This window comes from Bradyrhizobium sp. BRP22, assembly GCF_020194175.1.
Taxonomy (GTDB): Bacteria; Pseudomonadota; Alphaproteobacteria; order Rhizobiales; family Xanthobacteraceae; genus Bradyrhizobium.
This window is the reverse complement of sequence record NZ_JADYVX010000006.1, coordinates 15,858-39,574: the sequence shown is the minus strand read 5'-3', so window position 1 is coordinate 39,574 and position 23,717 is coordinate 15,858. Positions and strand designations below refer to the sequence as shown.

Sequence of the window (23,717 nt, the reverse complement as noted above, 5' to 3'; positions counted from 1 at the left end):
TCAGTTCTCCCGCTGGCCGATGGTGATGAGAATCTCGCCGACGCCCTCGACGGCGCCACGGATACGGTCGCCGGGCAACACCGGACCGACACCGGCCGGCGTTCCCGTCATGATGAGATCGCCGGCGGCGAGACGATAGGATGTCGAGAGATTGGCGATGATCTCGGGCACATTCCAGATCATCTGGGCAAGATCGCCGCGCTGCCGCTCGGTCGATCCGACATGCAGCGTGACCGCGCCCCGTGCGGGGTGGCCGATGTCCACGGCGCGATGGATCAGGCCACATGGCGCGGACGCATCGAAGGATTTGCCACGTTCCCAGGGCAGCATCTTTGCCCGCATGTCGCGCTGCTGGTCGCGCCGCGTCAGGTCGATCCCGACGGCATAGCCAAAGACGCTGTCGAGTGCGTCGGCTGAAGACAGGTTGCGTCCGCCGGCGCCAAGCGCGACCACCAGTTCGACCTCGAACTGAAAATCCTCGGTGTCGGGCGGGTAGGGGATTGTCGCGCCGCTCTCGACCACGGCGTCCGACGGCTTCTGGAAGAAGAACGGCGGGTCGCGCTCATCGCCCTCCTTCATCTCGCGGATATGGTCGAGGTAGTTGCGACCGACGCAATAGATCCGGCGGACCGGAAAGCGATCGTCAAGGCCTGCGATCGGCAGGGTGACGGGAGACAGTGTCGGGATTGAGGGAGCAGGAAAGGACAAGGCGGAAGTTCCGTACCGGTTCAGGCTGCGCTCTTGTTCGGCTGGGCGAACGCGCCGAGTTTCTGGATCTCATCGGTCGTGAGGACGAAGCCGAATGCGGTGCGAATGCAGAGCAGCCCGGCCTCGTGCAGCGCCGAACCATCCATCGTTTCCACGCAATCCTTGACCACGACGACGGCGTAATCGCGCACATTGGCGGCGGTCGCCGTCGCCAGCACGCAGGAGTTGGTGTTCACGCCGGTGATCAGGAGGGTGTTGATGCCGTGGGCGCGCAGCGTGAAATCGAGGTCGGTGCCGAGGAAGCAGTCGTAGCGTTTCTTGGTGTCGACGACGAGATCGCGCTCGCGATCGTAGAGCTCCGGAATGATCGCGACTCCCGGCATGCCAGTCAGGTTGTGGCGCAGCACGTTCTTGCGCGTCGCATTGGGATCCTCCGCGCGTGTGCGCCAGAACGGATTGGAAGCGATCTCCGGCACGTCGCGATATTGCGTCAGCAGATGGATCACGGGAATCCCGACGCTCCGGCCCCAATCGAACAGCCGCTTGTTGGCGGCGATCACCTGCCTTGCCACCTCCGGCGATGTCGGCATGGTCGCGACGTCCATGTCGAGATGACCGCGGTGCAGATCGATCGCGATCACGGCGGGTTTGGGTCGGTCAACACCGAGGTTCATAGGGACACTCCGATCCTGTCTCGCCGCTTAGGGTGCAATACAAAAGCCAGACTCGTCAAAGACAATGTATACATTTTTGATAGCTGATTGAGCAGACAGTGGATAATTCCTGGCCTTTGTGCTCGAAAAATCGGCTCAATACTGGTCCATTCTGTCGATGCTTTTCTTTTCACTTGGCTAATCGCGCCAAATGAAACACAGATAATGTATACAAGATAGCTGGAAGCCACGATCGCCATGAGCCGCCAACGATCCGACGAGCCGTCGTCAACGCGCTACGAAGCCGTCGTCGAGAAATTGCGCGCCGCTGTGCTCGCCGGCGAATTCGCGCCGGGCGAACGGCTGCATGAGGTGCGCTTGACCGGCCGCCTTGGCGTCTCCCGCACGCCAGTGCGCGCGGCCCTGCAGAAACTCGCTTCCGAAGGGTTGCTCGATTACACACCGAACCGTGGCTACACGATGCGCGAGTTCAGCGTTGGCGAGGTTGTCAGCGCCTATGAGGTGCGGGCAGTGCTGGAAGGGCTGGCGGCGAGGCTGACGGCCGAGCGTGGCCTGAGCGAACATGATCGGGCGGTGATGGTGCAGGCGCTGCACGACGGCGACGACCTGTTGCAACACTGGCAGTTCTCGGACGAGCACCGCTCGGCGTATGGGCGCATGAACGCCAGTTTCCACGAGACCATCCATGCCGCTGCGGGATCGCGCCTGCTGACGGACATGGTCTTCCTGTGTCAGCAGGTGCCGGTCTCGTCGCCGCGCAACGTCGTCGCATTCGAGGAGAAGGATGTTCGCCGCCGGCATGATGACCACCATCGCATCTTCGAGGCCATCATCGGCCGCGAGCCCTGGCGCGCGGAGGTGCTGATGCGTGACCATGTGACAAGCGTGAAGTCGTCGCTGGTGCGCTCACTCTCTTCGCCGGACGCGGTGCGGCGATTGCTGGACAGAGTGCAGGCACGATCATGACGAAACCGGTACGCCACTGCTCAATCCTTCATCGGATCGTTGCATCAGTGTCGGCGGAGGTGGCGCCAACGCCGCACATCATTTTTATGGAAATCGTTGCGATCGCGGACGCTTGTCTCCCGATGAGGGACGTTTTCTGAACCCGCGCAGCTTGCCGAAAAAACGGGCTCCGACCGTCTATTAAAGTAACTTGCATGAAATTAACGTGACTGGAATCCTGTGCCGGACACTTGATCCGGCACGGAGCATCGCAGTCCCATGGAAACGTCGCACGTCGACATCGCAAGGCCGCTCTCCCGCTACGCTCCCTTCCGCCGCGCCGGAGACATGGTGTTCTTTGCCGGCATCATCGCCGCTGATCCCGCCACCATGAAGGTGATCACCGGCTACACCGACCTTCCCGAACAAGCGCGCAAGCTCGCCGGCGAGACCGGTGAGATGTCCTCCGACGTGAAGGACGGGCCGATCGCGGCGCAGTCGTGGTGGGTGCTCAATCGGCTTCGCCTCACGGTGGAAGCCGCCGGCGGCACGCTCAATGATGTGGTCAAGCTGACGCAATACTTCCGGAACCTGCGCGACTTTCCGATCTACAACCGCATCCGCTCATCCTTCTTCGCCGATCCACCCGCCAGCACCGTCGTCCAGGTGTCGGAGCTGCTGCCGACTGCCGAGACGCTGCTCGAAGTGGAAGCGGTCGCGTACATCCCGCTGAAATCGAAGTGATCGCAATACAGGAGTTGGACCATGACACTGATAACCGGCGTTCAGCCGCGCCCCGAAGAAGCGCACAACATGCCCTACGCGCCTGCTGTCTATGTCGAGGCACCAAAAGGCTTCTTGTTCCTCGCCGGTTGTACGGCATCGCCGCTCTATCACAAGCACCCGCATGTGCCGGAGGAGCACGTGCTTCCCGACGACATCCGCGAGCAGACCCGCAGGGCGCTCGCGAACATCAAGATCATTCTCGACAGCCACAATCTGACCTGGCGGCACGTCGTCAAGCTGACGAAGTATCTCACCGACATGCGCGAGATGGACGCGATGTATGAGGTGCTGGTCGAGCATTTCGGCGACTGGACTCCGGCCGGAACGCTGGTTTGCATCAACAATCTCAGCGCCCCGGGGGCTCGCATCGAGCTCGACATGATCGCCGCCGTCCCAGCATGAATTCGTCCGCTCCAGAGCTCGTGACAAAGACGGCCGGCGGCGCCCAACCGTCGACCGTAGTCGCGCTCAGCCAGGTCTCGAAGCAATATCCGGGCGTTCGCGCCTTGCGCGATGTCTCCTTGGATTTGCGCCGGGGCGAGGTGCATGCGCTGATCGGCGAGAACGGGGCGGGCAAGTCCACGCTGATCCGCGTGCTCTCCGGGGACGTCGCGCCCGATGCCGGAGGCGTCTTGATCGACGGGACGCCGGTCGCCTTCGACAGTCCGCTCGATGCACGCAGACACGGCATCGTGACGATCTTCCAGGAACTGATGATCGTCCCTGAGTTCAGCGTCGCCGAGAACATCTTCCTTGGCAATGAGCCGCGTGCGTTTGGTTGCCTCTATTTGCGGTCCGAGGCTGAGCGGCGGACGCGCCAGGTGCTGGAAACTCTTGTCAAGGGCAGCGGCATGCGCCCGGCCCAGCGGGCCGGGGACCTGTCGACGGCGCAGAAACAGCTTGTCGAGATCGCGCGGGCGCTGGTGTTCCGCGCGTCCGTCATCATCATGGATGAGCCGACGGCCGCGCTCTCCGAAGGCGAGGCGGCGTCGCTGCGCCGGCTGATCCTTCGGCTGCGTTCCGAGGGCGTCGCAATTCTCTTTGTCTCGCATCGCCTGGATGAGGTCATGGAGATCGCCGATCGCGTGACGGTCCTGCGGGGTGGCGAGCATATTGCTACGCTTGACGCGAAGTCGATCACGCGCACGGACGAGCTGATCGGCCTGATGATCGGTCGGCCGATCACGGAGCTGTTTCCGCCACGCAACGACAAGATTGGCGAGGTGGTGCTGCGCGCGGCTGGACTAACGCGCGCCGGCGCGTTCGAGGATGTCAGCTTCACGGTGCGCGCCGGGGAGGTCGTCGGCTTTGCCGGTCTTGTTGGCGCCGGACGGACCGAGACGATGCGCGGCCTGTTTGGCGCGGAGCAGCTTGATCGCGGCCAACTCGCCAAGCGCGGCATCGCGCTCGACGTCCGCTCTCCGCGTGATGCGATCGCGGCCGGCATCGCCTACCTGCCCGAGGACCGCAAGGAGCAGGGCCTGGTGCTCTCGATGTCGGGCATCGAGAATATCGCGATGGCTTCGCTCGACGATTATTGCATCGCGGGCGTCCTGTCCTGGCGCTCACTGCGCGCCATCGCCCGGGCGGCTGCGCAGCAACTGCAATTTCGTGGACAGCTCGAGGCGCCGGCGGCAACCGCGTCCGGCGGCAATCAGCAGAAGCTGGTGATCGCGAAATGGGCGCTCACCGGCGCCGACATCCTGATCTTCGACGAGCCGACCCGCGGCATCGATGTCGGCGCCAAGGCGGAGGTCTATCGGCTGATCCATCAGCTCGCGAGCGAGGGCGCCGCAATCATTGTGGTTTCATCCGAGTTGCCCGAACTGATCAACCTATGCCACCGCATCTACACGATGTCGGGCGGGCGGATCCGAGACGAGGTCGCGCAATCCGATTTCAGCGAGCACCGGATTCTCGAAGGCGCGTTCGCCGCGCATCTTGGCGCGGTATCGGGGACATCGGCGGAGACCAGGCCATGATGGGAATCTCTGATTCGACCAGCCCTATTGCGCCGGCGATCGATGCGCGCTTCAAGCCGGTGTCATTCCTGCGGCGTCACAGCCGAGAGATCGGGCTGCCGCTGATCGTCGTGCTCATGACGATGGTGTTCTCGGTCAGCTCGGATGTATTTCTGTCCGCGCCGAACTTCAGGAATATCGGCGTGTCGGCGGCAGCGCTGGCCGCCGTCTCGTTCGGCCAGACCTTTGCGATCCTGACCGCAGGGCTCGACCTGTCGGTCGGGTCGACCGTCGCGCTGGTCAGCATTGTCGCATCGCTGATGATGCGCAGTTACGGCATTCCCGCCGGGCTGCTGGCGGCGCTTGCCACGGGTGCGGCGGTGGGACTCGTCAATGGCGTCGTGATCACGCGCTTCAAGGTTTTTCCCTTCATCGCGACACTCGCAATGATGTCGGTAGTGTCGGGCATGGCGCTCAGCTTGAGCGGCGGCGTCGCGGTGACCGGCGTGCCGGCCGCATTCGGTGATCTCGCCTATCAGCTCGTGCTCGGAATCCCCGTGCCGGTCTTGATGGCTGCCGCGGTGCTCGTGACAGCGTTCCTTGTGCTCCGCTATACCCGGCTCGGCCGCCGCATCTATGCGGTCGGCGGCAACGAGGAAGCGGCGCGGCTGTCGGGAATCCAGGTCGGCCGGATCAAGGTCGCGGCTTACGTCATGAGCGGCGTCTGCGCGTCGGTCGGATCGATCATCCTCACGGCGCGCGTCGCCTCCGGACAGCCTTCGCTCGGCGCCACGCTGCCACTGGAGTCGGTGGCCGCAGTCGTACTCGGCGGCATCTCGCTGTTTGGCGGTCGCGGTTCGATCGTCGGCGTCGCGTTCGGCGTGCTCTTCATCAGCATCCTCTCGAACGGCCTCAATCTCATGAACGTGCCGTCCTACACGCAGATGATGCTGGTTGGCGCGGCGCTGATCCTTGCCGTCGCGCTGGATCAGACTTTCGGCGGTGGGCGCGCCGGCAGGCGGAGCTGAAATCTTGTTGGTTTAAAACATGGAGAAAGTCATGATGGGGAATTATTTGCTGCGCAACGTCGGCCTTGCCGGCGTGATAGCGGTCTCGATCGTTGGCGCGGGCGCGGCGCATGCCGCCGACAAGATCGGCGTCTCGATGCCGAACGTCAAAGGCCCGTGGTTCACGCCCGTGCTGTACGGCATTTCCGATGAAGCCAAGAAGCGCGGCTATGACGTCGTGATCCAGGACGCCGGCGGCTACGCCAATGTCGACAAGCAGGTGAGCCAGTTCTCGAATCTCGCAGTGCAGAAGGTGCGGGCGATCCTGATCGACCCGGCCAATCCTGCCTCATTCAACGGCGTGGTCCGCGAGGCGAAGGCCGGCAAGATCTTCGTCATCGGCGCCGGCAGCCCGATCGTCGCGAGCGACGTGGAGCCGGATGCGGCCGTATCCTCCAGCCATTGCAGTATCGGCCATGAACTGGCCAAAGGCGCGAAGACGCTGCTGCCGAATGGCGGCACGATTGCTGTGCTGGCAGGCCCGGCCGGTGCGTTCTGGGCGTCGGACCGGCTGCGCTGCTTCAAGGAGGACCTCGCCGGCGGCAACATCAAGATCGTGGCCGAGCAGACCAGCGAGCAAGATCCGGCCGTTGCGCTATCGCTGGCCAACGACTTCCTGCAGCGCTTTCCGAGCGTGGACGTGCTGTACGGGGCCGACGACACTTACGGGGTCGGTGCGGCCCGGGCGGTGCAGGGCGTGCAGAAGTGCGGCAAGGTGAAGGTGCTGTTCGCGGTGCTGGGCGAAGCCGCGGAAGAGATGATGCGGGCGGGCTGCGCCGACTATGTCGTTGCCCAGCAGCCGGTGAAGATCGGCCGCTCCGCCGTCGACTTGATGGATGCCCTGGTCAAGGGCAAGACGCTCGAGAAGAAGAAGGATGAGGTGCCGCTGATCCCGGTGACCGCCGCTAACCTGAACTCGATCGACAAAACCGGCATGCAGGCGCCGAAGGGCTGGACGCCGTGAGCGAGGATCCCAGCATGACGACGCCAGTTAGGTTGCGGCTGAACCAGCAACAGCTCGAACTGATCGACAACAGCGTCAAGGCGGGCGAAGGCTCGGATCGGGCGGATCTGATCCGCCGGGCCCTGAGAGAGTTCGTCCAGTCTCGCGCGACGACAGCGCCGGCAGGAGAGTAAGCATGGCGGCATCCTCGCAAAGAAAAGTGCTTCAGGAGATCACGATCGAGCCGGGCACCGGCAAGGCGCTGGAATTGCGCCGTGGCCAGGTGCTCCGGATCGAGCAGACCGTCGGCCACCAATGCGCGGACTTCAACTGCTTCAATCTCCACGACTACAAGGAGTTCTTCCACACCGGTCGGACCCGGCACCTGCATGGGCTGCATCCGACCAAGGGAGCCTTCCTGTGGTCGGCACCGCCGCGCGAACGGCCGATGATGGCGATCATCGAGGACACCGTCGGCACCAACGATATCCTCTATCCGCGCTGCAGCGGGTTCCTGTTCGAGCACCAATATGGACTGCCGGTCCATACCAACTGTCACGATATCCAGGCCGAGGCGCAGCGGGAGTATGGGTTGACGCCAGACGACGTGCACGACTCCTTCAACTTCTTCATGCATACCGGCGTGAACGCCGGCGGCCATCCCTTCATCGCCGAGAATACCGCGCGGGAAGGCGACTACGTCGAGCTGCTGGCGCTGATGGACGTCCTTGCCGTGCCCAACGTCTGCGGCGCTGACGTGATGAAGACCAGCGACTTCGAACTGAAGCCGCTGAAGCTGGCTGTCTTCGAAGGAACAGACGAGGATTGGAAGGGCATCCCCGAATTTCCCAAGCTCAGGAATCAGCGTAGCCCTGCCGACTTCAAGGTGAAGAGCATCAAGGCCGACCGCGAGCTCTATCGCGATCCGTCCTATCAGCCGGAATTCGTCAACGTCCCGTTGACCGTGTCCGAGCTCGAGGTCAAACTGTCACCCGCCGAGATGGCGTGGGTTGGAGAGCTGAAAGCCACGGGCAAGTACGGCAACGCCGACGCCGAGGTGCTCCGCTACGTGTTCTTCGCCTGGTGGATTGCGCGCTTCATGCGGGGGCCTAAGCATGCGTCGCCCTAGCTGAGGGCACGGAGCTCCCCCGATCGCTTTCGAAAATCGTTGCAAAACTGGCCGCATGACGTGATCTTGCGCATGAGGGGTGATTGCCTGGCGGCGTATAGTGTGGCTAACGAAACAATCCACGGTAGTCACCCGTCGGGGGCGGCTTCCGGTGCAATGCGTGGATCGGCAGGTAGATGGGCCCGGTGGCCAAGAAGAAGGTAACGGTCGACAATCCCGAGATTCGGGTCGGCCTGAAGATGAAGCACAGGCGGCTGCTCAAGGGGCTGACCCTGAAGGCGCTCGCCGAGCTTGCGGGATGCTCCGAATCGATGCTGTCGCGGGTCGAGAATGGCACCGCCAATCCTTCGATCAACACGATGCATCGGATTGCGTTGGCGCTGGGGATTCCCGTCTCCGGTCTGTTCCAGGACGACGAAGAAGGGGCCGACAATGTCGTCCTCCGCCGCGGCCGCCGCCCGACGATCGAGACGGGTGAGCTCGGACGGGGCAGGGGCACCCGGCTGGAAGCGCTGATTCCGACCGGCCGCGGCAATCTTCTGTCCGGCTACATCAACGACATCGAGCCAGGCGGCGGGAGCCGCGGCACGCTGCAGCACGAAGGCGAGGAATTCGGCTATGTGCTCGATGGCACCATCGAACTGACGGTCGACAACCGCCGCTATCAGTTGCGCGAAGGCGACAGCTTCTACTTCCGCTCCGAGCGGCCGCACTCCTACATCAACAATGGCCGGCGCCTCGCGCGCGTGCTCTGGGTCAACACGCCGCCGAGCTTTTGAATCGGGGCAGCGCAACCACAGGCGAAATTGGCAGCGGCCAGGAACCGCTGATTCGGCCCTGCGTGGCTCATGGCCGAGCAGCCCGCAATTTTGCGCTTTCACTCAACCAGTTCGCCGCGATATATCGTCCGTCGGGAGCATGGTGATGTTTCGAAGGCGGAAGAGCGGATCGCGCGCAGCCGATGCGCGGCAGGCACAGCAAGGGCACGAGCGCAATAAGAGTTCCGGCAGGGACATCCAGGCTCGGATTGCCGAGTTGAGAAGTACGCCGCGGGAGAAGCTCGCGGATGCTGTGTTCCTGCTCTCGATCGCGGCAAAGCAGCAAAGTGAGCAGATACGGCAATCGATCAGGGAGCGCGCGGAAGCCGAGTTCGAGTTTGATCCGCCGGCCAAGGGAGATATCGCTGACTATCTCGCGGAGGAAACAGTCGCGGTTTTGCGCCATCATGAGGTTGATGTGCCGAAACTGATCGATATCTTGTCTCAGCGATCGCCTGACGTTGACTTCACGGTTCATCAACAGGACGCAGTTTCAATGCTGGCCGCGTTGATTCGGGAACAGCGGCTCGAAGGCATTCTAGAAGGTCTCAGGCTCGCCGGCCTCCTGAACGAGTCCTCAAAGAATCGTCACGCCGGTTTTGGTTCGTAGGACGCGAATCGATTCGCGGGAGACTTCGGCGTCGGGCAGAGCGCGCGTGCGTTCGCGGCCTGTCGGAGCTCTCAGAACCTGCCGCTGAAGCCAGCGAACGGCCGGCGATATCGTAGATGTGCGCCCGCGACGAAAGTCGGGTATGCGGGCGGCCCTGGGCAACGCTGCCGGCAATTCGGGCCGGCAATATTGAAACTCCTCGCCATCGGCCTATGCGGATTGCGAACCAACAACAGGATCAAAGTGGGCCGTTCGAGCAAAGCGCGTGCGGAGAGCCGCGTAAAGAAGCGGAAGACCCCTACGCGGACTACGATCTCCTCCGCGTCCCCGCTCGGCATGATGGCTCTCCATCTGCTCGCGCAATGGAGAAAGTCCGGCCGCCTCGGCATTGTCTTTCTTGCCGAGGACGAGAACAGGGCCGAGCGGCTTGGGGCGGTCATTCATGATCTCGACCCCTCGTGCGAGGTGCTTGTTTTTCCGCGGCTGAACACGTTGCCATTCGATCAGTTGGAGCCATCACACGAAATCGCCGGCCGGCGGAGCTCGGTCTTGCGGCGGCTTGCGAGGCGCGAGAAGCCAATCCTGCTCGTGTCCACAGCGGAGGCCGTGATGGAGCGCCTGCCGCCGCCGGCCGCCTGGTCTCGTTCAAGTCTCCATCTGAAGCTGGGCGCCGCATTCTCCGAACAGGACCTTCGGTCGCGGCTTGAGGCTCTCGGATACGACCTCGATGACGAGGCGGAGTATCCTGGCAGCGCGCTGTTCCACGGGAGCACTTTCGAGATCTTTCCCGCCGGCGCACTCGGTCCGTTCCGCGTGGAACATGCGGGCAAGGTGATACGGCGGATTTCGTCCTTCAACCCGACAGAGCACGAGGTGGTCTTCGATACGAGGGAACTCGTCATCGATCCGATGTCGGAGCGCCTTGCGTTCGGGAGCAAGCGGGCAAAGCGCGCGACCATCATCGACTATTGTGGCCGGGCCAAATGGATCGCCGATGCCATGATCCCGACGCACGCCGAGAGCTGGTTGAGCACGATCGAGGAGGCGGCCAGTCGCGTCGACAGGGAGCGCGAATACCTCGGGAGGCGCGAATGGAAGCAGGTGACCAAACGCATGAAGGTGCTGGCCCGCAAGGCGGCTTTCATTCCCACACCGGATTTTTCGAAGGTCGCTTCACCTAGAACGGCGCTGCGAGCATTCGTCGAGGAGAAGCGACGAGCCGGTTCGCGCCTGATGTTCGTGGCCGCGCAGGAGGAAGATCTGCGCGCCATGGAGCGGATGAGTGGGGTCAAGGCTGAGCGCTTTTCGAACTGGAACGAGGCGAGGGCCGGACGCAACCGCGAAGCGGCGATTCTGGCCGACTTCGATGCGGGATTTGTCGAGGCTGGCCGGAAGCCCTTGGTCGTTGTGACGGCTTCCGATGTGCTCGGCAGCAGGGCCCATCATCCGCAGCCAATGGCCAGGGCCTGGAATGCCGCCTTCGACCGCGCAGATGTGCCGGAGCCGGGCACCGTGGTCGTTCATCTGCAGCGAGGACTGGCCTTGCTTGATGGGTTGCAGACGGTGGCGACGGGGGGCGTGTCGTCGCGCGAAATGATCCGGCTCATATTCGCAGGAGATGACGCCGTTCTTGTTCCGCCCGCCGATCTGACCCTGATCTGGCCCTACGCATCGGAGCTCGGCGACCTGACGCTGGACAAGGCCGACGGAAGTACATGGTGGGCCCGGCGCACCGAGGCGGAGCAGGAAATTCAAAACGCCGGAAAGCAGCTCGCCAAGCATATCAGTCAGCGTCGCCGGCGGAAGGCGGCAAAAGTCGTACCGCCAGGCCCGGCTTACGAGAGGTTCGTCGCTCGTTTCCCCTATTTTGCAACGGTCGACCAGGCGAAAGCCATTCGTGATGTCCTCGATGATCTCGCATCTGGGCACCCCATGGACCGGGTCATCTGCGGCGACGTCGGATTCGGCAAGACCGAGGTGGCTTTGCGAGCGGCGGCCGCAGTCGTACTGTCGAAGAGACAGGTGGCAATCGCGGCGCCGACAACTGTCCTGGCAAGGCAGCATGTCGCGACGTTTCGCAAACGGTTTGCTCCGTTCGGCATTGAGGTGGGAAGCCTGTCGCGGGCCACATCGGCGCCGGAGACACGGCAGACAAAGGAAGGGCTGAAGAGTGGAAGGCTGAAGGTCGTGGTCGGAACGCAGGCTCTCGGCTCGAAGGACGTGAAGTTTTCCGACCTTGGTCTGGTTGTCATCGACGAGGAGCAGCATTTCGGCGCAGCGGAGAAGGCGAAGCTTTCAGAGCTGACCAAGGGTGTCCATGCCCTCTGGATGAGCGCGACGCCGATACCGCGGACGCTTGCGGCCGGTCTCGCGGGCTTCAGGGATCTCAGTGTCATTGCATCTCCGCCCGTGCATCGCCTTCCCGTCGTGACAAGGATCGCTCCGCTGTCGGACGCCGCCATCGTCGCGGCCTTGTCGCGTGAGCAGCGACGTCACGGGCAGAGCTTCCTGATTTGCCCGCGTATTCAGGATCTCGATCCGATGCTGGCGCGCGTGCAAGCGATGGCTCCGGATCTGCGCATCGTCTGTCTCCATGGCAAGTTGCCTGCCGACGAAATCGACGACCGGATGATGTGTTTCGTCGAAGGCCGCGCAGACGTTCTGCTGGCGACCAATATCGTGGAAAGCGGTCTCGATATCCCGCGCGCGAACACGATCGTGGTCTGCTGGCCCGAGCGGTTCGGTCTCGCGCAACTCCATCAACTGAGGGGCAGGGTAGGACGCAGCGGCATACGCGCATTTGCGTATCTGTTGACGGATTCGGACTCGGAGCGATCCGGGAAGCGGCTGGCTGTTCTGGAGGAGTTCAACAGGCCAGGTTCGGGCTTTGCGATCAGTGCTCGAGATCTGGACCTCAGAGGAGCAGGGGATCTGCTTTCGGAGCGGCAGTCGGGCCATGTGCAGGTCTTCGGACCCGTGCTCTACAGCCACCTTCTGAAATTGGCCTCGGAGAAAACCGGCGACACTGCCTCCGACCTGTGGGTGCCTGACCTCAATCTTCCGGAAGCGGATATGTTGCCGCCAAGCTTCGTGCAATCGGAGCCGGTCCGGCTGGAAATCTATGCTCGTGCGGCCAGGTGTCGAAGTGAGGACGAACTGTATGATCTGGAGGAGGAAACTCAGCGACGCTTCGGCAAGCTGCCGCCGGAAGCCCGCGATTTCTTTGCCGCCGCAAGGCTGAGAATCGAGTGCAGACGGCGCGGCATCGTGAGATTTGATGTCGGTCAGGAGGCGGTCGCCGCGACATTCCTGCCGGGCCGGTTGCGAAAGTCGAGGGCGCGATCGTTGCAACGCGTCGGCGATCGGGTCGTCTACACCAGTGAGCGCCGCATCGGCCCGCTTGGCAAGGCGGAAGAGTTCCTCGATCTTCTGGACGAGTGACGTGATGATATTGTCACGCCGCACGGCTGCTCGGCGCCAGCGAGTGGCAGATCACGCGCGCGGTCGTGATCCCCTCGACCATGGGCTGGGTGTTCGCTGAGGCGAGCGTGGATGACGGCACGCATTTGCAGCGCCGATAGTCGAGGTATCGCTCGATTTCCGATACGGCCGCTCGATTGCGCCTATACGGATCGCGAAGGAACGAAGCCTGCGCGGCTTCTTGCTTCTTCGGTCTCGGTCGCCGTCAGGAGATCGATCAGCCGTTCTGCCGCAGGCGCGGCCGACGTGCGCGTCGTGATGGCGGCAGTGTACTGGGTCGCCAGAGCGCACCCTGGAGGTAAGGCGCCGGACAACGCGACTCCATTGGTCGCGATGATCTCGGTCGACTGCGTGCAACCGATCGGCCGCCGCGCCTCCGATTCGGCGAGGTGACGCATGGCGGTCGCGCCGTTCGGAAAGATGCGCAAGCGTTGCTCCACTTCCCTGGCAATGCCGAGCTGCCGCAGGACTTTCGCGACGTGAATTCCCGCGGTCGATGCCTTGGTGTCCGGGACGAAGATCGCGTCCGCTGCCCGCAACGCCTCGCGAAGGCTTGCTGCATCCCTTGCCGCGACCGGCGGATCGCCAGCGCGGACCGCAAGCGCGGTCTCGACCAGGCCGATATCCCTGATGGAGGTCGAGGAGACCAGCTTCTCCGCCGCAAGTGTTGCGACGAGTGCCGAGGTCAGGATGATGGTATCGGCAGCGGCGCCATTGCGCAGCTTTTCCGCCATGACTCCGACCGCGCCAAATTCGCCGTCGATGCGCAGGCCCGTAGCCGCCGTGAAGGTGGGTGCAAGTGTCTTGACGAGTCCCTGCGCCGCCCCGCCGCTCAAAACGTGCAACTTGTTCATGGTGCCGATTCCATCGCGGCGATCAACCGCTCGCGCGTGATCGGGAGATCGCGTATCCGCACGCCGAGACAATCGAAGACCGCATTGGCGATCGCTGCGGTTACGGGACCGTGTGCAGCTTCGCCTGCACCAACGGGGTCCAATTCCGGGCGCTGGATGAGTTCGACCTCGACCTCCGGCACCTCGCGGAAGCGCAGGATCGGGTAGTCCGACCATGTGGTGCTGGTGATGCGTTGCCGGTCGAAGCGGACGCGCTCCTTCAGCACCCAGCTCGTAGCCTGGATGGCGCCGCCCTCAATCTGGTTGATGACTCCATCAGGATTGATCGCCTCCCCGACATCGACTGCAAGAGTCAGCTTCCTGACGCGAATGTCCTTGTCGATCTCGACTTCGGCCACGGCAGCGCAGTACGCGCCCATATTCTTGTAGCGGGCAAAGCCGATGCCATGGCCGATGCCGGATTGCTGCGGTGGCTTCCATTTGGCGCGTTCAGCCGCGGCGCGGATGACGTCTCTGGCGCGGTCGTCGCTCAAGAGGCGCAGCCGGAACGCGAGCGGATCCTCGCCGCGCTCGGCGGCGATCTCGTCGAGAAAGGATTCGATGGCGAACACGTTACCCTGGGCGCCCAGCGTGCGCAGCGCCGACGTGCGCACCGGCATCGTCAGCAGACGGTGACTCTCGATCTGCCATGACGGGAAATCATACAGCGGAACGGCATTGCGATCGGCGCCGCCACCGCTGGCCTGCGGCGGATTGGTCGAAATCATCCGCGGGAACGGATTAGCCAATTCGGACGCGGCAAGCAGCGCCGGCTGCGCCGCGCGCCCCGGTCGTGCCGCATGGCCGTTGCTCCAGATCTGATGATGCCAGTGGAGGACCTCACCCCCAGCATCGAGATCGGCTGCAATCTCGATTGCCATGGCCGCACCGAACGGTGCATGCGACATCTCGTCAGCCCGCGACCATAGCACCCGTACTGGCCGGCCGCCGGCAGCCTTCGCCAACAAGACGGCATCGAGGGCGACGTCATCAGCCGCGTTGTGGCCATAGCAGCCGGAGCCTTCGAGATGCTCGACCGTGATGCTCTCGGCCGGCAGCTTGAGCAGCAGCGCGAGGTCCGTGCGCAGAAGATAGACCCCCTGGCTGTGAGTCCAGACATGGACCTTGTCGCCACTCCATTGCGCCATCGCGCAAGATGGCCCGATGGAAGCGTGGGCAATATAGGGTCGGGTATATTGCCGCCGGATCGTGCGCTTGCCGTCGCCTCCCGTCGAAGTCGGCTTCGTGCTGATCACAGTCGATTCCAGCGGTTGGCTCTTCAGGAACGCGGCCAGGTCGTTCTCGTCAGGCAATATCTCGCCCTCCGACCATGTCGCACCTTTGCGCAGCGCTTTGAGTGCAGCCTCCGCGCCGTTCTCCGTTTCGCTGAAGACCCCGGCGAAACTGCCGTCGCGCACGATCGCAACCAGGCCTGCGACGGCGCGCGCACCATCTTCGTTCAGCTCGATCAGCCTCGCACACGAGTTTTCCGGCCGCAGCACGCGGCCGTGCAGCATGGCCGGCAGGCTCACGTCCTGGATGAACCGTGGCCGCGCAAAGACCTTGTCGGGAATATCGATCCTGTGAACGGAATCGCCCGCCAGCCGGCGCTCGGTTGCCGGTTTCGGCACGATGCCCGGTGTCGCGTCTCGCTCGAGCGCGACATCGCCGGCGAGTTCCCAGTAGCTCGTCCTGACATTGCCGGGACCAGAGATGGTGCCGTCCTCAACCGAGAGGGAAGTCCTCTCGACACCGAGGCGATCGGCGGCGGCCTCAAGAAACAGTTGTCGCACTTCCGCGCAGACGTATCGCAGCGCACGGCCCGATTGCTGGATCGAAAGACTGCCGGAGGTGACGCCTTCGTTCGGGCTTGCCGCGGTCGAAGCGCCGACCATCTGGATCCGCGCCATATCGACGTCAAGTTCATCGGCGGCAATTTGCGCGAGCGCAGTAACGATGCCTTGTCCGATTTCCACCTTCCCCGGCCGGACGGTCACCCGTCCTTCGGCGGAGAATTCCAGCCATGACGATAATCTTGGATTGGCCGCAAGGCTGACCGGCAGCGTTGCTGCAGACGGGGAGGGCGCTGGCCGGCTCATGGCGCCGCCATTTCCGCTGCTGCGCGCAGCACCGCCCGTACCATCCGGTTATGCGCCCCGCAGCGGCAGAGGTTGCGGTCCAATGCCTCCTTCACCTCGTCCCTGGAAGGTGCTGGATTCCGCTTTAACAATGCGGCGGCGCTCATGAGAATGCCCGAAACGCAGTAGCCGCATTGCAGCGCCTGTTCCGCGATGAAAGCGCGCTGCAGCGGATGCGGTGCATTGGCGCTCCCCAATCCCTCCAGCGTTGTGATGTCCTTATCTGCCACCGACCACAGCGGCATATCGCAGGAACTCATGGCGCGATCGCCAACAATGACATTGCAGGCGCCGCACTCTCCGGCGCCACAGCCGAAATGCGGCCCGGTCATGCCGAACCGGCCACGCAGGATGTCCAGCAGCGAACGATCGAGATCGGCGTCTATATTCATCTCGACGCCGTTGAGGCGAAATCGAACATGCGGCATGATCAGCTCAGGTGCACTATTGCGTCTTCTCGAACTTCTTGACCACGTCGGCCCATTTCACAATATCCCGGCGCAAAAATTTGTCGAATTCTTCCGGCGACATCGACATCGGCACCGCCCCCTGCGCTCCCCAGAGTCTTACGACATCGGGCCGCTTCACGGCCGCGTTCACCGCGGCATTGAGCTTATCGATGACGCGCTTTGGCGTTCCCACGGGCGCCATCAATCCGAGCCAGATCGTTGCCTCGTAGCTGGAAATGCCGGCCTCGATCACGGTCGGTACATCAGGCAACACGGCTGAGCGCGCCTGGCCGGTCGTTGCCAGCGCCCGCACCTGGTTTTCCCTGACATTGGGCGACATCGCGGGCACGGCGTCGATCATCATCTGCACCTGCCCCCCGATCACACCGCTTCGCGCCTCGCCGGAGTTGCGGTAGGGCACATGCATGATGTCGATCCCGGCCATCGCTTTGAACAGTTCGCCCGCCATGTGGTACGGCGTGCCCTGGCCGGAGGAGGCGTAGTTCAATTGTCCCGGCCGGGCTTTGGCAAGCGCGGTGAATTCCTGCAGCGTCTTCGCGGGCACGGAAGGGTGCACAACGATCACGAGGTCGGAGTAGTTGACCGGCGCGATCGGGACAAGATCGCGCATCAGCTCATATTTGCGCTGCGGCACCAGCGATTCGTTGGCGGTCTGCGTGTTCGACATCATCAACAGCGTGTAGCCATCGGGCGAGGCCATGACGGCCTCCTGCGTGCCGATCACGCCCCCGGCGCCGGTGCGGTTTTCGACCACAAAGGGCTGGCCAAAATTCTCCTGCAGGATGTTGCCGATCTGACGGGCGGTGACATCGGCGGGTCCGCCGGCGCCGAACGGAACGATGATCCGGACCGGCCGCGATGGGTAGTCCTGCGCAATTGACGCGGAGCCCGCCAGCAGAAGGCCGACCAGTGCCAGCACGAATCTTGGGCCCATCATTGCTCTCCCCAAAATAGTGTTCTTTGCGGAGAAGTTTAGCTGCAGTGCAAACTCGCTGTCGACGACAGTCTCCGGATGGCTCGCAGGAATAAAACAGAGATCGCGGTGTAGCTTACGATCGCCAATAAGCGGATATAAAGCGTATCGGAGAGGGATTGGGACTTAATTGAGCGCAACGGATTTCCAGCGAAGCAATAGGCGCCTTGCCTCGAAAGGCAAGGCGAAGCTTTGTCCGCTCGCTCGCGCGTTTTGCGAGTTCGTCGCGTATTCCTATCCCGGATCGGAGCCAGTCGAGTTCGACTGACAGCCCGCTTGGCCTGCCGAAGCTATGTCGCGATGATCAGCGCCGGCCGGCCAGGCGGGCCTTCAGGATGGCCCATGCCAGGGACCAGAAACTGATCGGCTGGATCTGATTCGTTGGCGCCGACTCGCCCTTGAGTGAGCGCTCGAGATTGGCTGTAAAGTCCGATGTGAGGCGCTGCACAACGTCCTGCACCAGCCCGGCGCGATTGAACTGCGCCAGTCGCCCGCTCAGACGCCATGACAGGATCACGGCCAGCGTGCTCGAAGCAGACGAATCGCCGTCGCCGGGCAACACACGCCATTCGACTTCACCCTCGGCGCTCGAACCAGACCCCGTGTCGCGTCCACGGCCGGTCATGCGGCCCTGACGTGCTGTCGCATCCAGAGTAACGGTGCCGTCACCCTTGAACGCAACCTTCATCGGCCCCAGCGCCATGTGCATGCGGCCTTCGATATGATCGCCGTCGATGGCCGTGATCTCCGCACCGGGCAGGCAGGTCGCGACCTGCTTCAGATCGGCGAGCTTCGTCCATACGTCGGCCGGTGCCGAGGCGATTTGAAGCCGCTGCTCGATCGAGGTCCATCCCTGCCGTGACGGCATGGCCGCGACACCTGCCGAAGCAGGTCTCTTGGCCGGTGAGACAGCCTGCTCCACGAGCTCGGGCGCGGGCGTGGCCGTTGGGGCCGCGCTGGCTACGGCGGGAGCGACAGTTGCCGCTGGCTGTTTGCCTGTGCTGACCTCTTGGATCGCTTCGACGATTCCGACATAGCCGGTACAGCGGCACAGATTGCCTGACAGTTCCTCGCGGATGCGCGCCGGCGCAACCTCGCCAAGCCGAACCACGATGTCACGTGCCGTGATCAGCATGCCGGGCGTGCAGAAGCCGCACTGCAGGCCGTGATGCCTGGTGAACGCGGCGCGCAGCTCACCCATCAGCGGATCGCTGTCGAACCCCTCGATCGTCGTCACCGAGGCGCCGTCGGCGTCGCCGGCATAGCTGATGCAGGAGCGCTGCGGCTTGCCGTCGACAATCACAGTGCAGGCGCCGCAGACGCCCTGTTCGCAACCGGCATGCGCGCCGGTGAGGTTGAGGTCTTCGCGCAGCAATTCCAGCAATTGCGTGCGCGGCTCCGCGCTGGTGCGCACCAACCGGCCATTCACCGAAAGCGAGATATCGATCGCCGGCATGTCAGGATCTCCGCGGCGCGTTGAGCTGCGCCAGGCTGCGCTCCACGGCTACGGCGAGTTGCTGCCGATGTGCGACGTCGAGCGTGGCGAGCATGTCGTCGATCTCGTCACGGACAAGGGCGGTGGCCTTGTCCGGGCCGTCCTGCCGCAACGATGCGGTCGTGCGCGGCAGCAGCAGCGGACGGCCATGCAGGGCACCGGCGACGACGCGGCAAATATCCAGCCTCGGGTCGACGACGCATGCGCCGATCGCCTTGGCAAACTCGCCGGTCTTGCGGCAGACCTTGTAATAACCCCAGCGCATATCGGGGGAGAATCTCGGGATGTGCACGGCGCACACGATATCATCCGCCGCAAGTTGCGGCGTGAATGCGCCGCGCAGAAAGTCGTGCGCTGCGACTGATCGAGCTGAGGCTTTGGCGCTGCGGATTTCGATGATGGCTCCGATCGCGGCCATCGTGGACACCCAGTCCGCCGCCGGATCGGCATGCGACAGGCTGCCGCCGATCGTGCCGCGGTTGCGCACTGCGCGATAGGCAATGCCGCGGGCGACGAAAGGCAGAAGCCCGCGGGTCGGGTCTTCGATCATTCCGTCTTCGATTTCGGCATGGGTCCACGTCGCACCGAGCGAGAATATGCGGCTGTCCGCCTCGATGGCGCGCAATTGCGGGATATGTCTGATATCGATGAGTTTGGCCGGGCGTGCGAGCCGCAGATTTAGCATGGGCCCAAGCGACTGGCCGCCGGCGAACACCTTGGCTTGTCCATCGCTGGACCCAAGCCAATCGAGCGCGTCGTCGAGCGTGCGCGCCCGCGCGTAATCCAGAACAGCCGGTCTCATGCCGCATCCCTGGTGTTGGCGCGTCCGCCTTTCGCGATGGCGGCGAGGATGCGCTCTGGCGTCGCAGGGATATCACGTAGTACGGCATTCAGCGGCGAGAGCGCATCGTTGATGGCATTGACGATCGCCGCCGACGGTGCGATCGCGCCGCCTTCGCCGACGCCCTTGATGCCGTGCGCGGAATAGGGTGACAGCGTTTCCATGTGATGAATGCGGAAACGCGGCAGCTCGGTCGGCCCCGGTAACAGGTAATCGATCAAAGTGGACGCCAGCGGCTGGCCATTGTCGTCGTAAGGGCTCTCTTCAAATAGCGCCGTTCCGACGCCCTGTGCCGCACCGCCGAAGGTTTGTCCTTCCACGATCATCGGATTCACCATGCGCCCGCAATCCTCGACGATGGCGTAGTCGAGGATTTCGACGAGACCGGTCCTGGCATCGACCGCGACATAGGCGGCGTGACTTGCATAGGAAAAGACGCCGCTGTCGACCTCCGGCTTGTAGGCGGCCGTCGCTTCGAGCCCGGCCCGATCGACATTGTCAGGCAATTCGTCGGGACGAATGTACCAGGCGCGGCCAACATCCACATAGGATACATTCGCCGCGCCCGCAAAGATCCGACCATCGCGGAAAGCTATATCCTCCGGTTTGACCTGCAACAGATGCGCCGCTATGGCCTTGATGCGCCCCGCGACAATGTCTGCCGCGCGCGACACCGCGCCGCCGGTCATCACGATGCCGCGCGAGGCATAGGCGCCTGTGGAGAAGGGGGTTGTCGCAGTGTCGCCCAGCGTCACCCGGATATCCTTCAGCGGAACGCGCGTCATTTCATGCGCGACCTGCGCCAGCGTGGTCTCAAGCCCTTGCCCGATCGTGTGGATGCCGGCCTTGACTTCGAGCGCTCCATCGGGCGTGAGCTTCACATGGGCTTGATCGAAACCCGGCACCAGCGGAAGCCCCCAGGCGGCGAAGACCTTGGTGCCGTGCGCCGATTGTTCGGTATAGGTCGCAAAACCGATCCCTAGATAACGGCCTTTTTCGTCTCGTGCAGGCAGCTTGCGGCGCGCGTCGAAATCGATCATGCGCTTCACTTCCAGAAGCGAAGCCGGGTAGTCCCCGCTGTCGTAATGCTTGTTGGTGATGTTGGTGTAGGGCATCGCCGGAGCCGCGACGAGATTTTCCATGCGCACTTCCCAGGCCTCGCGTCTAACCGCCTTGGCGATGGCATCGATGGTCAGTTCGATCGCGAAACAGACGCCCGGTCGCGCCACGCCTCGGTATGGAGCGAAAGGGGGCTTGTTGGTTGCGACCGAATAGGTCTTGCAGCGATAGGATTTGAGATCGTAAGGGCCCGGCAGGTTGCCGCCGGCCTGCGCGGCTTCGAGACAGGCCGAGAAGGGCCAGACCGAATAGGCGCCGCAATCGACCGACACTTCGGCGTCGAGACCGAGCAGGCGTCCGCGTCCATCGGCATAGGCCTTCAACCTGTATTCGTGCTGGCGCGCATTGGCGCCGGCGGTCAGATGTTCGCGGCGGTCTTCGATCCAGCGGAACGGCTGCTTCTGCGTCAGCGCCAGCCAGGCCACGGCGATCTCCTCCGGCATCAGCATGCATTTGTAACCGAAGCCGCCGCCGACATCGGGTGCGGCCACGCGCACGATCGCCTGCGGAATGCCGAGACATTCGGCGAGGCCAATGCGGATCAGATGCGGCACCTGCGTGGAAGTATGCACGACAAGCTGCCCGGCGCGATGGTCCCACCACGCCACCAGGCCCTTGCCTTCCATCGGATGCATGACTTGCCGGGCGGTCGACAATTCCAGCTCGACGCAAACCGGCGCAGCCTGGGCGATCCCATCCATGCCGCGATCGAAACTGGTCTCTAAGAAAAGATTATCGCCCCATTCGCGATGCAGCAGTGTCGCCTCGCGCTGGCGGCCGGCAGTGCTCGATGCGATCACCGGGATCGCGTCGTAGTCCACGTCGACGAGCTCGCACAGATCCTCCGCCGCCGCCCGGTTTTCGGCGACGCACATTGCCACGATTTCGCCGACGAAGCGTACGCGTCCGTTCGCCAGCGCGGGATAGTCGGAGACCTTGTAGCCGGGAATGGAGGAGCGGGTAGTGATCGGCGCGACGCCGGCGAGATCGCCGTGAAAGAAGACGCAATCCTCAAAGCCTTGCGGCTTGCTCTGCCGGGTGATGAGCGCATGCGCCACCGGGCTGCGCAGGAACGCAACCTCGCGCATCCCGGGGATGCGAATGTCGGCGGTGAACTGGCCGCGTCCGTGCAGATGCCGGGCGTCTTCCTTTCGGGGCGCCCGGGCGCCTATACCTTCGCCGTCGTTGCCATGTGCCATCTGCGTCATGCTCCCTGCGCTCGGTCCGACACCTTATCTCATCACTGCGCGTCGAAAAGCTGCCAGGGATGTTGCTGCTCATGGAATGCGACGGCTCCGAGCAGCCTGGCTTCCTCATACCAGGGGGCGACGAGCTGGAACGCCAGCGGAACACCGCTGTCCGAAAGGCCGGCGGGTACGCTGATCGCGGGATGCCCGGTCAGATCGAACAGGTTGAGATAGGGCGTCCATTCGCGCCGCATGTCGCCGACCACCTCTCCGTCGATGCTGATCGGATCGAGCGGCTTGTGCAGCGCATCCAGCGGCTCGCGGCTCATGACCGGGGTCAGCAGGAAGTCGAAGCCGTCAAACAGCTTCTGCACGTGCCGAAACAGCGCGGTGCGCGTGTTGAGCGCGCCCTGAAGGTCCTGCCCGGAATAGGAAAGACCGACGCGCACGCCCTCGGTCAGGCTCGGCTCGATCCTGTCCTCGACCTCGTCGATGATCTTGCCGAGTCGTGCCGCCCAGTTCGATTGCTGTAGGATGCGCCAGGTCGGCTCCGGGTTGTCCATCGTCCATTCGATCTCCGTAACGGAGGCGCCGTACCCTTCCAGGGTCTTCGCAACGCCCCGGATCGTCTCGGCCATCGCGCGGCTGATGCGGGCGTTACCTGCCCGCATCACCAGACCGATGCGCCTGCCGGCGAAGTTTCCTGCGTCTGCGACGACCTCGGATGCGTCAAAGCGCGACAGGCCGAGCGAATGCGGATCACTTGGCGCCGGACCAGCGATGGCTTCTAGCGCCAGCGCCATGTCCGCGACGTCGCGTGTAATCAGGCCGAGGTGGATGAAATTGGCAAACCCTTCCGGCACGAGGTCGTGCGGGATACGGCCGAGCGTGGGCTTCAGCCCGAGCACGCCGGTGCAGGCGGCCGGCAGCCGTGTCGATGCGCCCGCGTCGGTGGTGAGCGCGAGGCGCACCAGGCCTGCGGCGACGGACACCCCGCCGCCGCAGCTCGATCCGCCGCACGTCGCTTTCGGATTCCAGGGATTGATGGTCAGGCCCGTCAAAGGCGAGGAGCCCATCATGGCATGGGCGAATTCCGTGGTCGTGCTCTTGCCGATGATGATTGCTCCGGCCTTGCGCAGCCGTGCAACCGCGATCGTGTCCGCCGCGGCAGGTGCTGCGTCTTGCATCAGCCGCGAACCCCATGTCGTCGGCAGGCCGCCGACATTGAGGATGTCCTTCACGCTGACCGGAACGCCGGCGAGCGGCGCAGCGGATACGCCGCTCGCGTCGATGGCGCGCGCTGCGGCGAGCGCGCCGTCACGGTCGATCCGGACAAAGGCGTTGAGCGTCGGCTGGCTTTGCACGCAGCGCTCGATCGTGTCGGAGATCGCGTCTTCGCTGTTGGTTGCCGCGCGGATATTGATCTGCATGTGCGTCAGGATCATCGATGCAAAATGAGAGGTATACTGACGATATAATC

Annotated in this window: 21 protein-coding genes; 11 read left to right on the top strand and 10 right to left on the bottom strand. The window is 63.6% G+C overall.

Annotation, left to right across the window (positions count from 1 at the left end):
• A complete protein-coding gene (locus I6F35_RS10370; protein ID WP_225117562.1) occupies positions 1 to 708 on the bottom strand; it encodes a fumarylacetoacetate hydrolase family protein in 708 nt (235 codons plus the stop codon).
• A 20-nt stretch (positions 709 to 728) separates the two neighbouring features.
• A complete protein-coding gene (locus tag I6F35_RS10365; protein ID WP_225117561.1) occupies positions 729 to 1,382 on the bottom strand; it encodes a cysteine hydrolase in 654 nt (217 codons plus the stop codon).
• 237 nt (positions 1,383 to 1,619) lie between these two features.
• Between I6F35_RS10365 and I6F35_RS10360 the strand changes: the two genes are divergently transcribed.
• The 11 genes from I6F35_RS10360 (at position 1,620) to I6F35_RS10310 (ending at position 13,082) form a co-directional block, all read left to right on the top strand.
• Complete coding sequence (locus I6F35_RS10360) at positions 1,620 to 2,348, top strand: GntR family transcriptional regulator (protein ID WP_225117560.1); 729 nt, start codon at positions 1,620 to 1,622, stop codon at positions 2,346 to 2,348.
• Positions 2,349 to 2,606: 258 nt separating this feature from the next.
• Positions 2,607 to 3,071, top strand: coding sequence for a RidA family protein (locus tag I6F35_RS10355; RefSeq protein WP_225117559.1), 465 nt, complete (start codon positions 2,607 to 2,609; stop codon positions 3,069 to 3,071).
• Positions 3,072 to 3,092: 21 nt separating this feature from the next.
• The gene (locus I6F35_RS10350; RefSeq protein ID WP_225117558.1) at positions 3,093 to 3,515 is read left to right on the top strand and encodes a RidA family protein; all 423 of its coding nucleotides are present in this window, start codon (positions 3,093 to 3,095) and stop codon (positions 3,513 to 3,515) included.
• Between the two features lie 20 nt (positions 3,516 to 3,535).
• Positions 3,536 to 5,095, top strand: coding sequence for a sugar ABC transporter ATP-binding protein (locus I6F35_RS10345; protein ID WP_225117557.1), 1,560 nt, complete (start codon positions 3,536 to 3,538; stop codon positions 5,093 to 5,095).
• Entirely contained in the window at positions 5,092 to 6,102 is a 1,011-nt protein-coding gene (locus I6F35_RS10340; RefSeq protein ID WP_225117556.1) for an ABC transporter permease, read from the top strand. Before I6F35_RS10345 ends, I6F35_RS10340 begins: the two co-directional genes overlap by 4 nt.
• Positions 6,103 to 6,133: 31 nt before the next feature.
• Entirely contained in the window at positions 6,134 to 7,105 is a 972-nt protein-coding gene (locus I6F35_RS10335; RefSeq protein ID WP_225117555.1) for a substrate-binding domain-containing protein, read from the top strand.
• Positions 7,106 to 7,119: 14 nt separating this feature from the next.
• Positions 7,120 to 7,278: a ribbon-helix-helix domain-containing protein gene (locus I6F35_RS10330; protein ID WP_225117554.1), complete on the top strand. Its 159-nt coding sequence runs from the start codon at positions 7,120 to 7,122 to the stop codon at positions 7,276 to 7,278.
• A 2-nt stretch (positions 7,279 to 7,280) separates the two neighbouring features.
• On the top strand, positions 7,281 to 8,213 hold the full coding sequence (locus I6F35_RS10325; protein WP_225117553.1) for an urea carboxylase-associated family protein: 933 nt from the start codon (positions 7,281 to 7,283) through the stop codon (positions 8,211 to 8,213).
• A 176-nt stretch (positions 8,214 to 8,389) separates the two neighbouring features.
• Entirely contained in the window at positions 8,390 to 8,992 is a 603-nt protein-coding gene (locus I6F35_RS10320; protein ID WP_225117552.1) for a cupin domain-containing protein, read from the top strand.
• Between the two features lie 139 nt (positions 8,993 to 9,131).
• Positions 9,132 to 9,641, top strand: a complete 510-nt coding sequence (locus tag I6F35_RS10315) for a hypothetical protein (RefSeq protein ID WP_225117551.1) — start codon at positions 9,132 to 9,134, stop codon at positions 9,639 to 9,641.
• 336 nt (positions 9,642 to 9,977) lie between these two features.
• On the top strand, positions 9,978 to 13,082 hold the full coding sequence (locus tag I6F35_RS10310) for a DEAD/DEAH box helicase (RefSeq protein WP_225117550.1): 3,105 nt from the start codon (positions 9,978 to 9,980) through the stop codon (positions 13,080 to 13,082).
• Positions 13,083 to 13,264: 182 nt separating this feature from the next.
• On the opposite strand, the gene I6F35_RS10305 is transcribed toward I6F35_RS10310, so the two are convergent.
• The 8 genes from I6F35_RS10305 to I6F35_RS10270 all read right to left on the bottom strand — a co-directional run bounded on the left by I6F35_RS10305 (position 13,265) and on the right by I6F35_RS10270 (position 23,667).
• Positions 13,265 to 13,975, bottom strand: a complete 711-nt coding sequence (locus I6F35_RS10305; protein WP_225117549.1) for a substrate-binding domain-containing protein — start codon at positions 13,973 to 13,975, stop codon at positions 13,265 to 13,267.
• Positions 13,972 to 16,113, bottom strand: coding sequence for a molybdopterin cofactor-binding domain-containing protein (locus tag I6F35_RS10300; RefSeq protein ID WP_225117548.1), 2,142 nt, complete (start codon positions 16,111 to 16,113; stop codon positions 13,972 to 13,974). The genes I6F35_RS10305 and I6F35_RS10300 overlap by 4 nt, the downstream gene beginning before the upstream one ends.
• On the bottom strand, positions 16,110 to 16,580 hold the full coding sequence (locus I6F35_RS10295) for a (2Fe-2S)-binding protein (protein ID WP_225117547.1): 471 nt from the start codon (positions 16,578 to 16,580) through the stop codon (positions 16,110 to 16,112). Before I6F35_RS10295 ends, I6F35_RS10300 begins: the two co-directional genes overlap by 4 nt.
• A gap of 16 nt (positions 16,581 to 16,596) precedes the next feature.
• On the bottom strand, positions 16,597 to 17,559 hold the full coding sequence (locus tag I6F35_RS10290) for a tripartite tricarboxylate transporter substrate binding protein (RefSeq protein ID WP_225117546.1): 963 nt from the start codon (positions 17,557 to 17,559) through the stop codon (positions 16,597 to 16,599).
• Positions 17,560 to 17,899: 340 nt separating this feature from the next.
• Positions 17,900 to 19,051 (bottom strand): 2Fe-2S iron-sulfur cluster-binding protein, encoded by a 1,152-nt coding sequence (locus I6F35_RS10285; protein WP_225117545.1) that lies wholly within the window; start codon positions 19,049 to 19,051, stop codon positions 17,900 to 17,902.
• 1 nt (position 19,052) lies between these two features.
• Positions 19,053 to 19,892 (bottom strand): FAD binding domain-containing protein, encoded by an 840-nt coding sequence (locus tag I6F35_RS10280; protein ID WP_225117544.1) that lies wholly within the window; start codon positions 19,890 to 19,892, stop codon positions 19,053 to 19,055.
• Positions 19,889 to 22,258, bottom strand: a complete 2,370-nt coding sequence (locus I6F35_RS10275) for a xanthine dehydrogenase family protein molybdopterin-binding subunit (RefSeq protein WP_225117543.1) — start codon at positions 22,256 to 22,258, stop codon at positions 19,889 to 19,891. The genes I6F35_RS10280 and I6F35_RS10275 overlap by 4 nt, the downstream gene beginning before the upstream one ends.
• A 32-nt stretch (positions 22,259 to 22,290) precedes the next feature.
• Complete coding sequence (locus I6F35_RS10270) at positions 22,291 to 23,667, bottom strand: amidase family protein (RefSeq protein WP_225117542.1); 1,377 nt, start codon at positions 23,665 to 23,667, stop codon at positions 22,291 to 22,293.
• Positions 23,668 to 23,717: the final 50 nt, after the last annotated feature.

Coding starts and splice junctions, on each gene's coding strand:
- I6F35_RS10355 (WP_225117559.1), top strand. CDS start 2,607: ATGGAAACGTCGCACGTCGACATCGCAAGGCCGCTCTCCCGCTACGCT.
- I6F35_RS10285 (WP_225117545.1), bottom strand. CDS start 19,051: ATGCCGGCGATCGATATCTCGCTTTCGGTGAATGGCCGGTTGGTGCGC.
- I6F35_RS10350 (WP_225117558.1), top strand. CDS start 3,093: ATGACACTGATAACCGGCGTTCAGCCGCGCCCCGAAGAAGCGCACAAC.
- I6F35_RS10340 (WP_225117556.1), top strand. CDS start 5,092: ATGATGGGAATCTCTGATTCGACCAGCCCTATTGCGCCGGCGATCGAT.
- I6F35_RS10295 (WP_225117547.1), bottom strand. CDS start 16,580: ATGCCGCATGTTCGATTTCGCCTCAACGGCGTCGAGATGAATATAGAC.
- I6F35_RS10325 (WP_225117553.1), top strand. CDS start 7,281: ATGGCGGCATCCTCGCAAAGAAAAGTGCTTCAGGAGATCACGATCGAG.
- I6F35_RS10270 (WP_225117542.1), bottom strand. CDS start 23,667: ATGCAGATCAATATCCGCGCGGCAACCAACAGCGAAGACGCGATCTCC.
- I6F35_RS10300 (WP_225117548.1), bottom strand. CDS start 16,113: ATGAGCCGGCCAGCGCCCTCCCCGTCTGCAGCAACGCTGCCGGTCAGC.
- I6F35_RS10330 (WP_225117554.1), top strand. CDS start 7,120: ATGACGACGCCAGTTAGGTTGCGGCTGAACCAGCAACAGCTCGAACTG.
- I6F35_RS10320 (WP_225117552.1), top strand. CDS start 8,390: ATGGGCCCGGTGGCCAAGAAGAAGGTAACGGTCGACAATCCCGAGATT.
- I6F35_RS10335 (WP_225117555.1), top strand. CDS start 6,134: ATGATGGGGAATTATTTGCTGCGCAACGTCGGCCTTGCCGGCGTGATA.
- I6F35_RS10305 (WP_225117549.1), bottom strand. CDS start 13,975: ATGAACAAGTTGCACGTTTTGAGCGGCGGGGCGGCGCAGGGACTCGTC.
- I6F35_RS10280 (WP_225117544.1), bottom strand. CDS start 19,892: ATGAGACCGGCTGTTCTGGATTACGCGCGGGCGCGCACGCTCGACGAC.
- I6F35_RS10290 (WP_225117546.1), bottom strand. CDS start 17,559: ATGATGGGCCCAAGATTCGTGCTGGCACTGGTCGGCCTTCTGCTGGCG.
- I6F35_RS10275 (WP_225117543.1), bottom strand. CDS start 22,258: ATGACGCAGATGGCACATGGCAACGACGGCGAAGGTATAGGCGCCCGG.
- I6F35_RS10365 (WP_225117561.1), bottom strand. CDS start 1,382: ATGAACCTCGGTGTTGACCGACCCAAACCCGCCGTGATCGCGATCGAT.
- I6F35_RS10310 (WP_225117550.1), top strand. CDS start 9,978: ATGATGGCTCTCCATCTGCTCGCGCAATGGAGAAAGTCCGGCCGCCTC.
- I6F35_RS10315 (WP_225117551.1), top strand. CDS start 9,132: ATGGTGATGTTTCGAAGGCGGAAGAGCGGATCGCGCGCAGCCGATGCG.
- I6F35_RS10360 (WP_225117560.1), top strand. CDS start 1,620: ATGAGCCGCCAACGATCCGACGAGCCGTCGTCAACGCGCTACGAAGCC.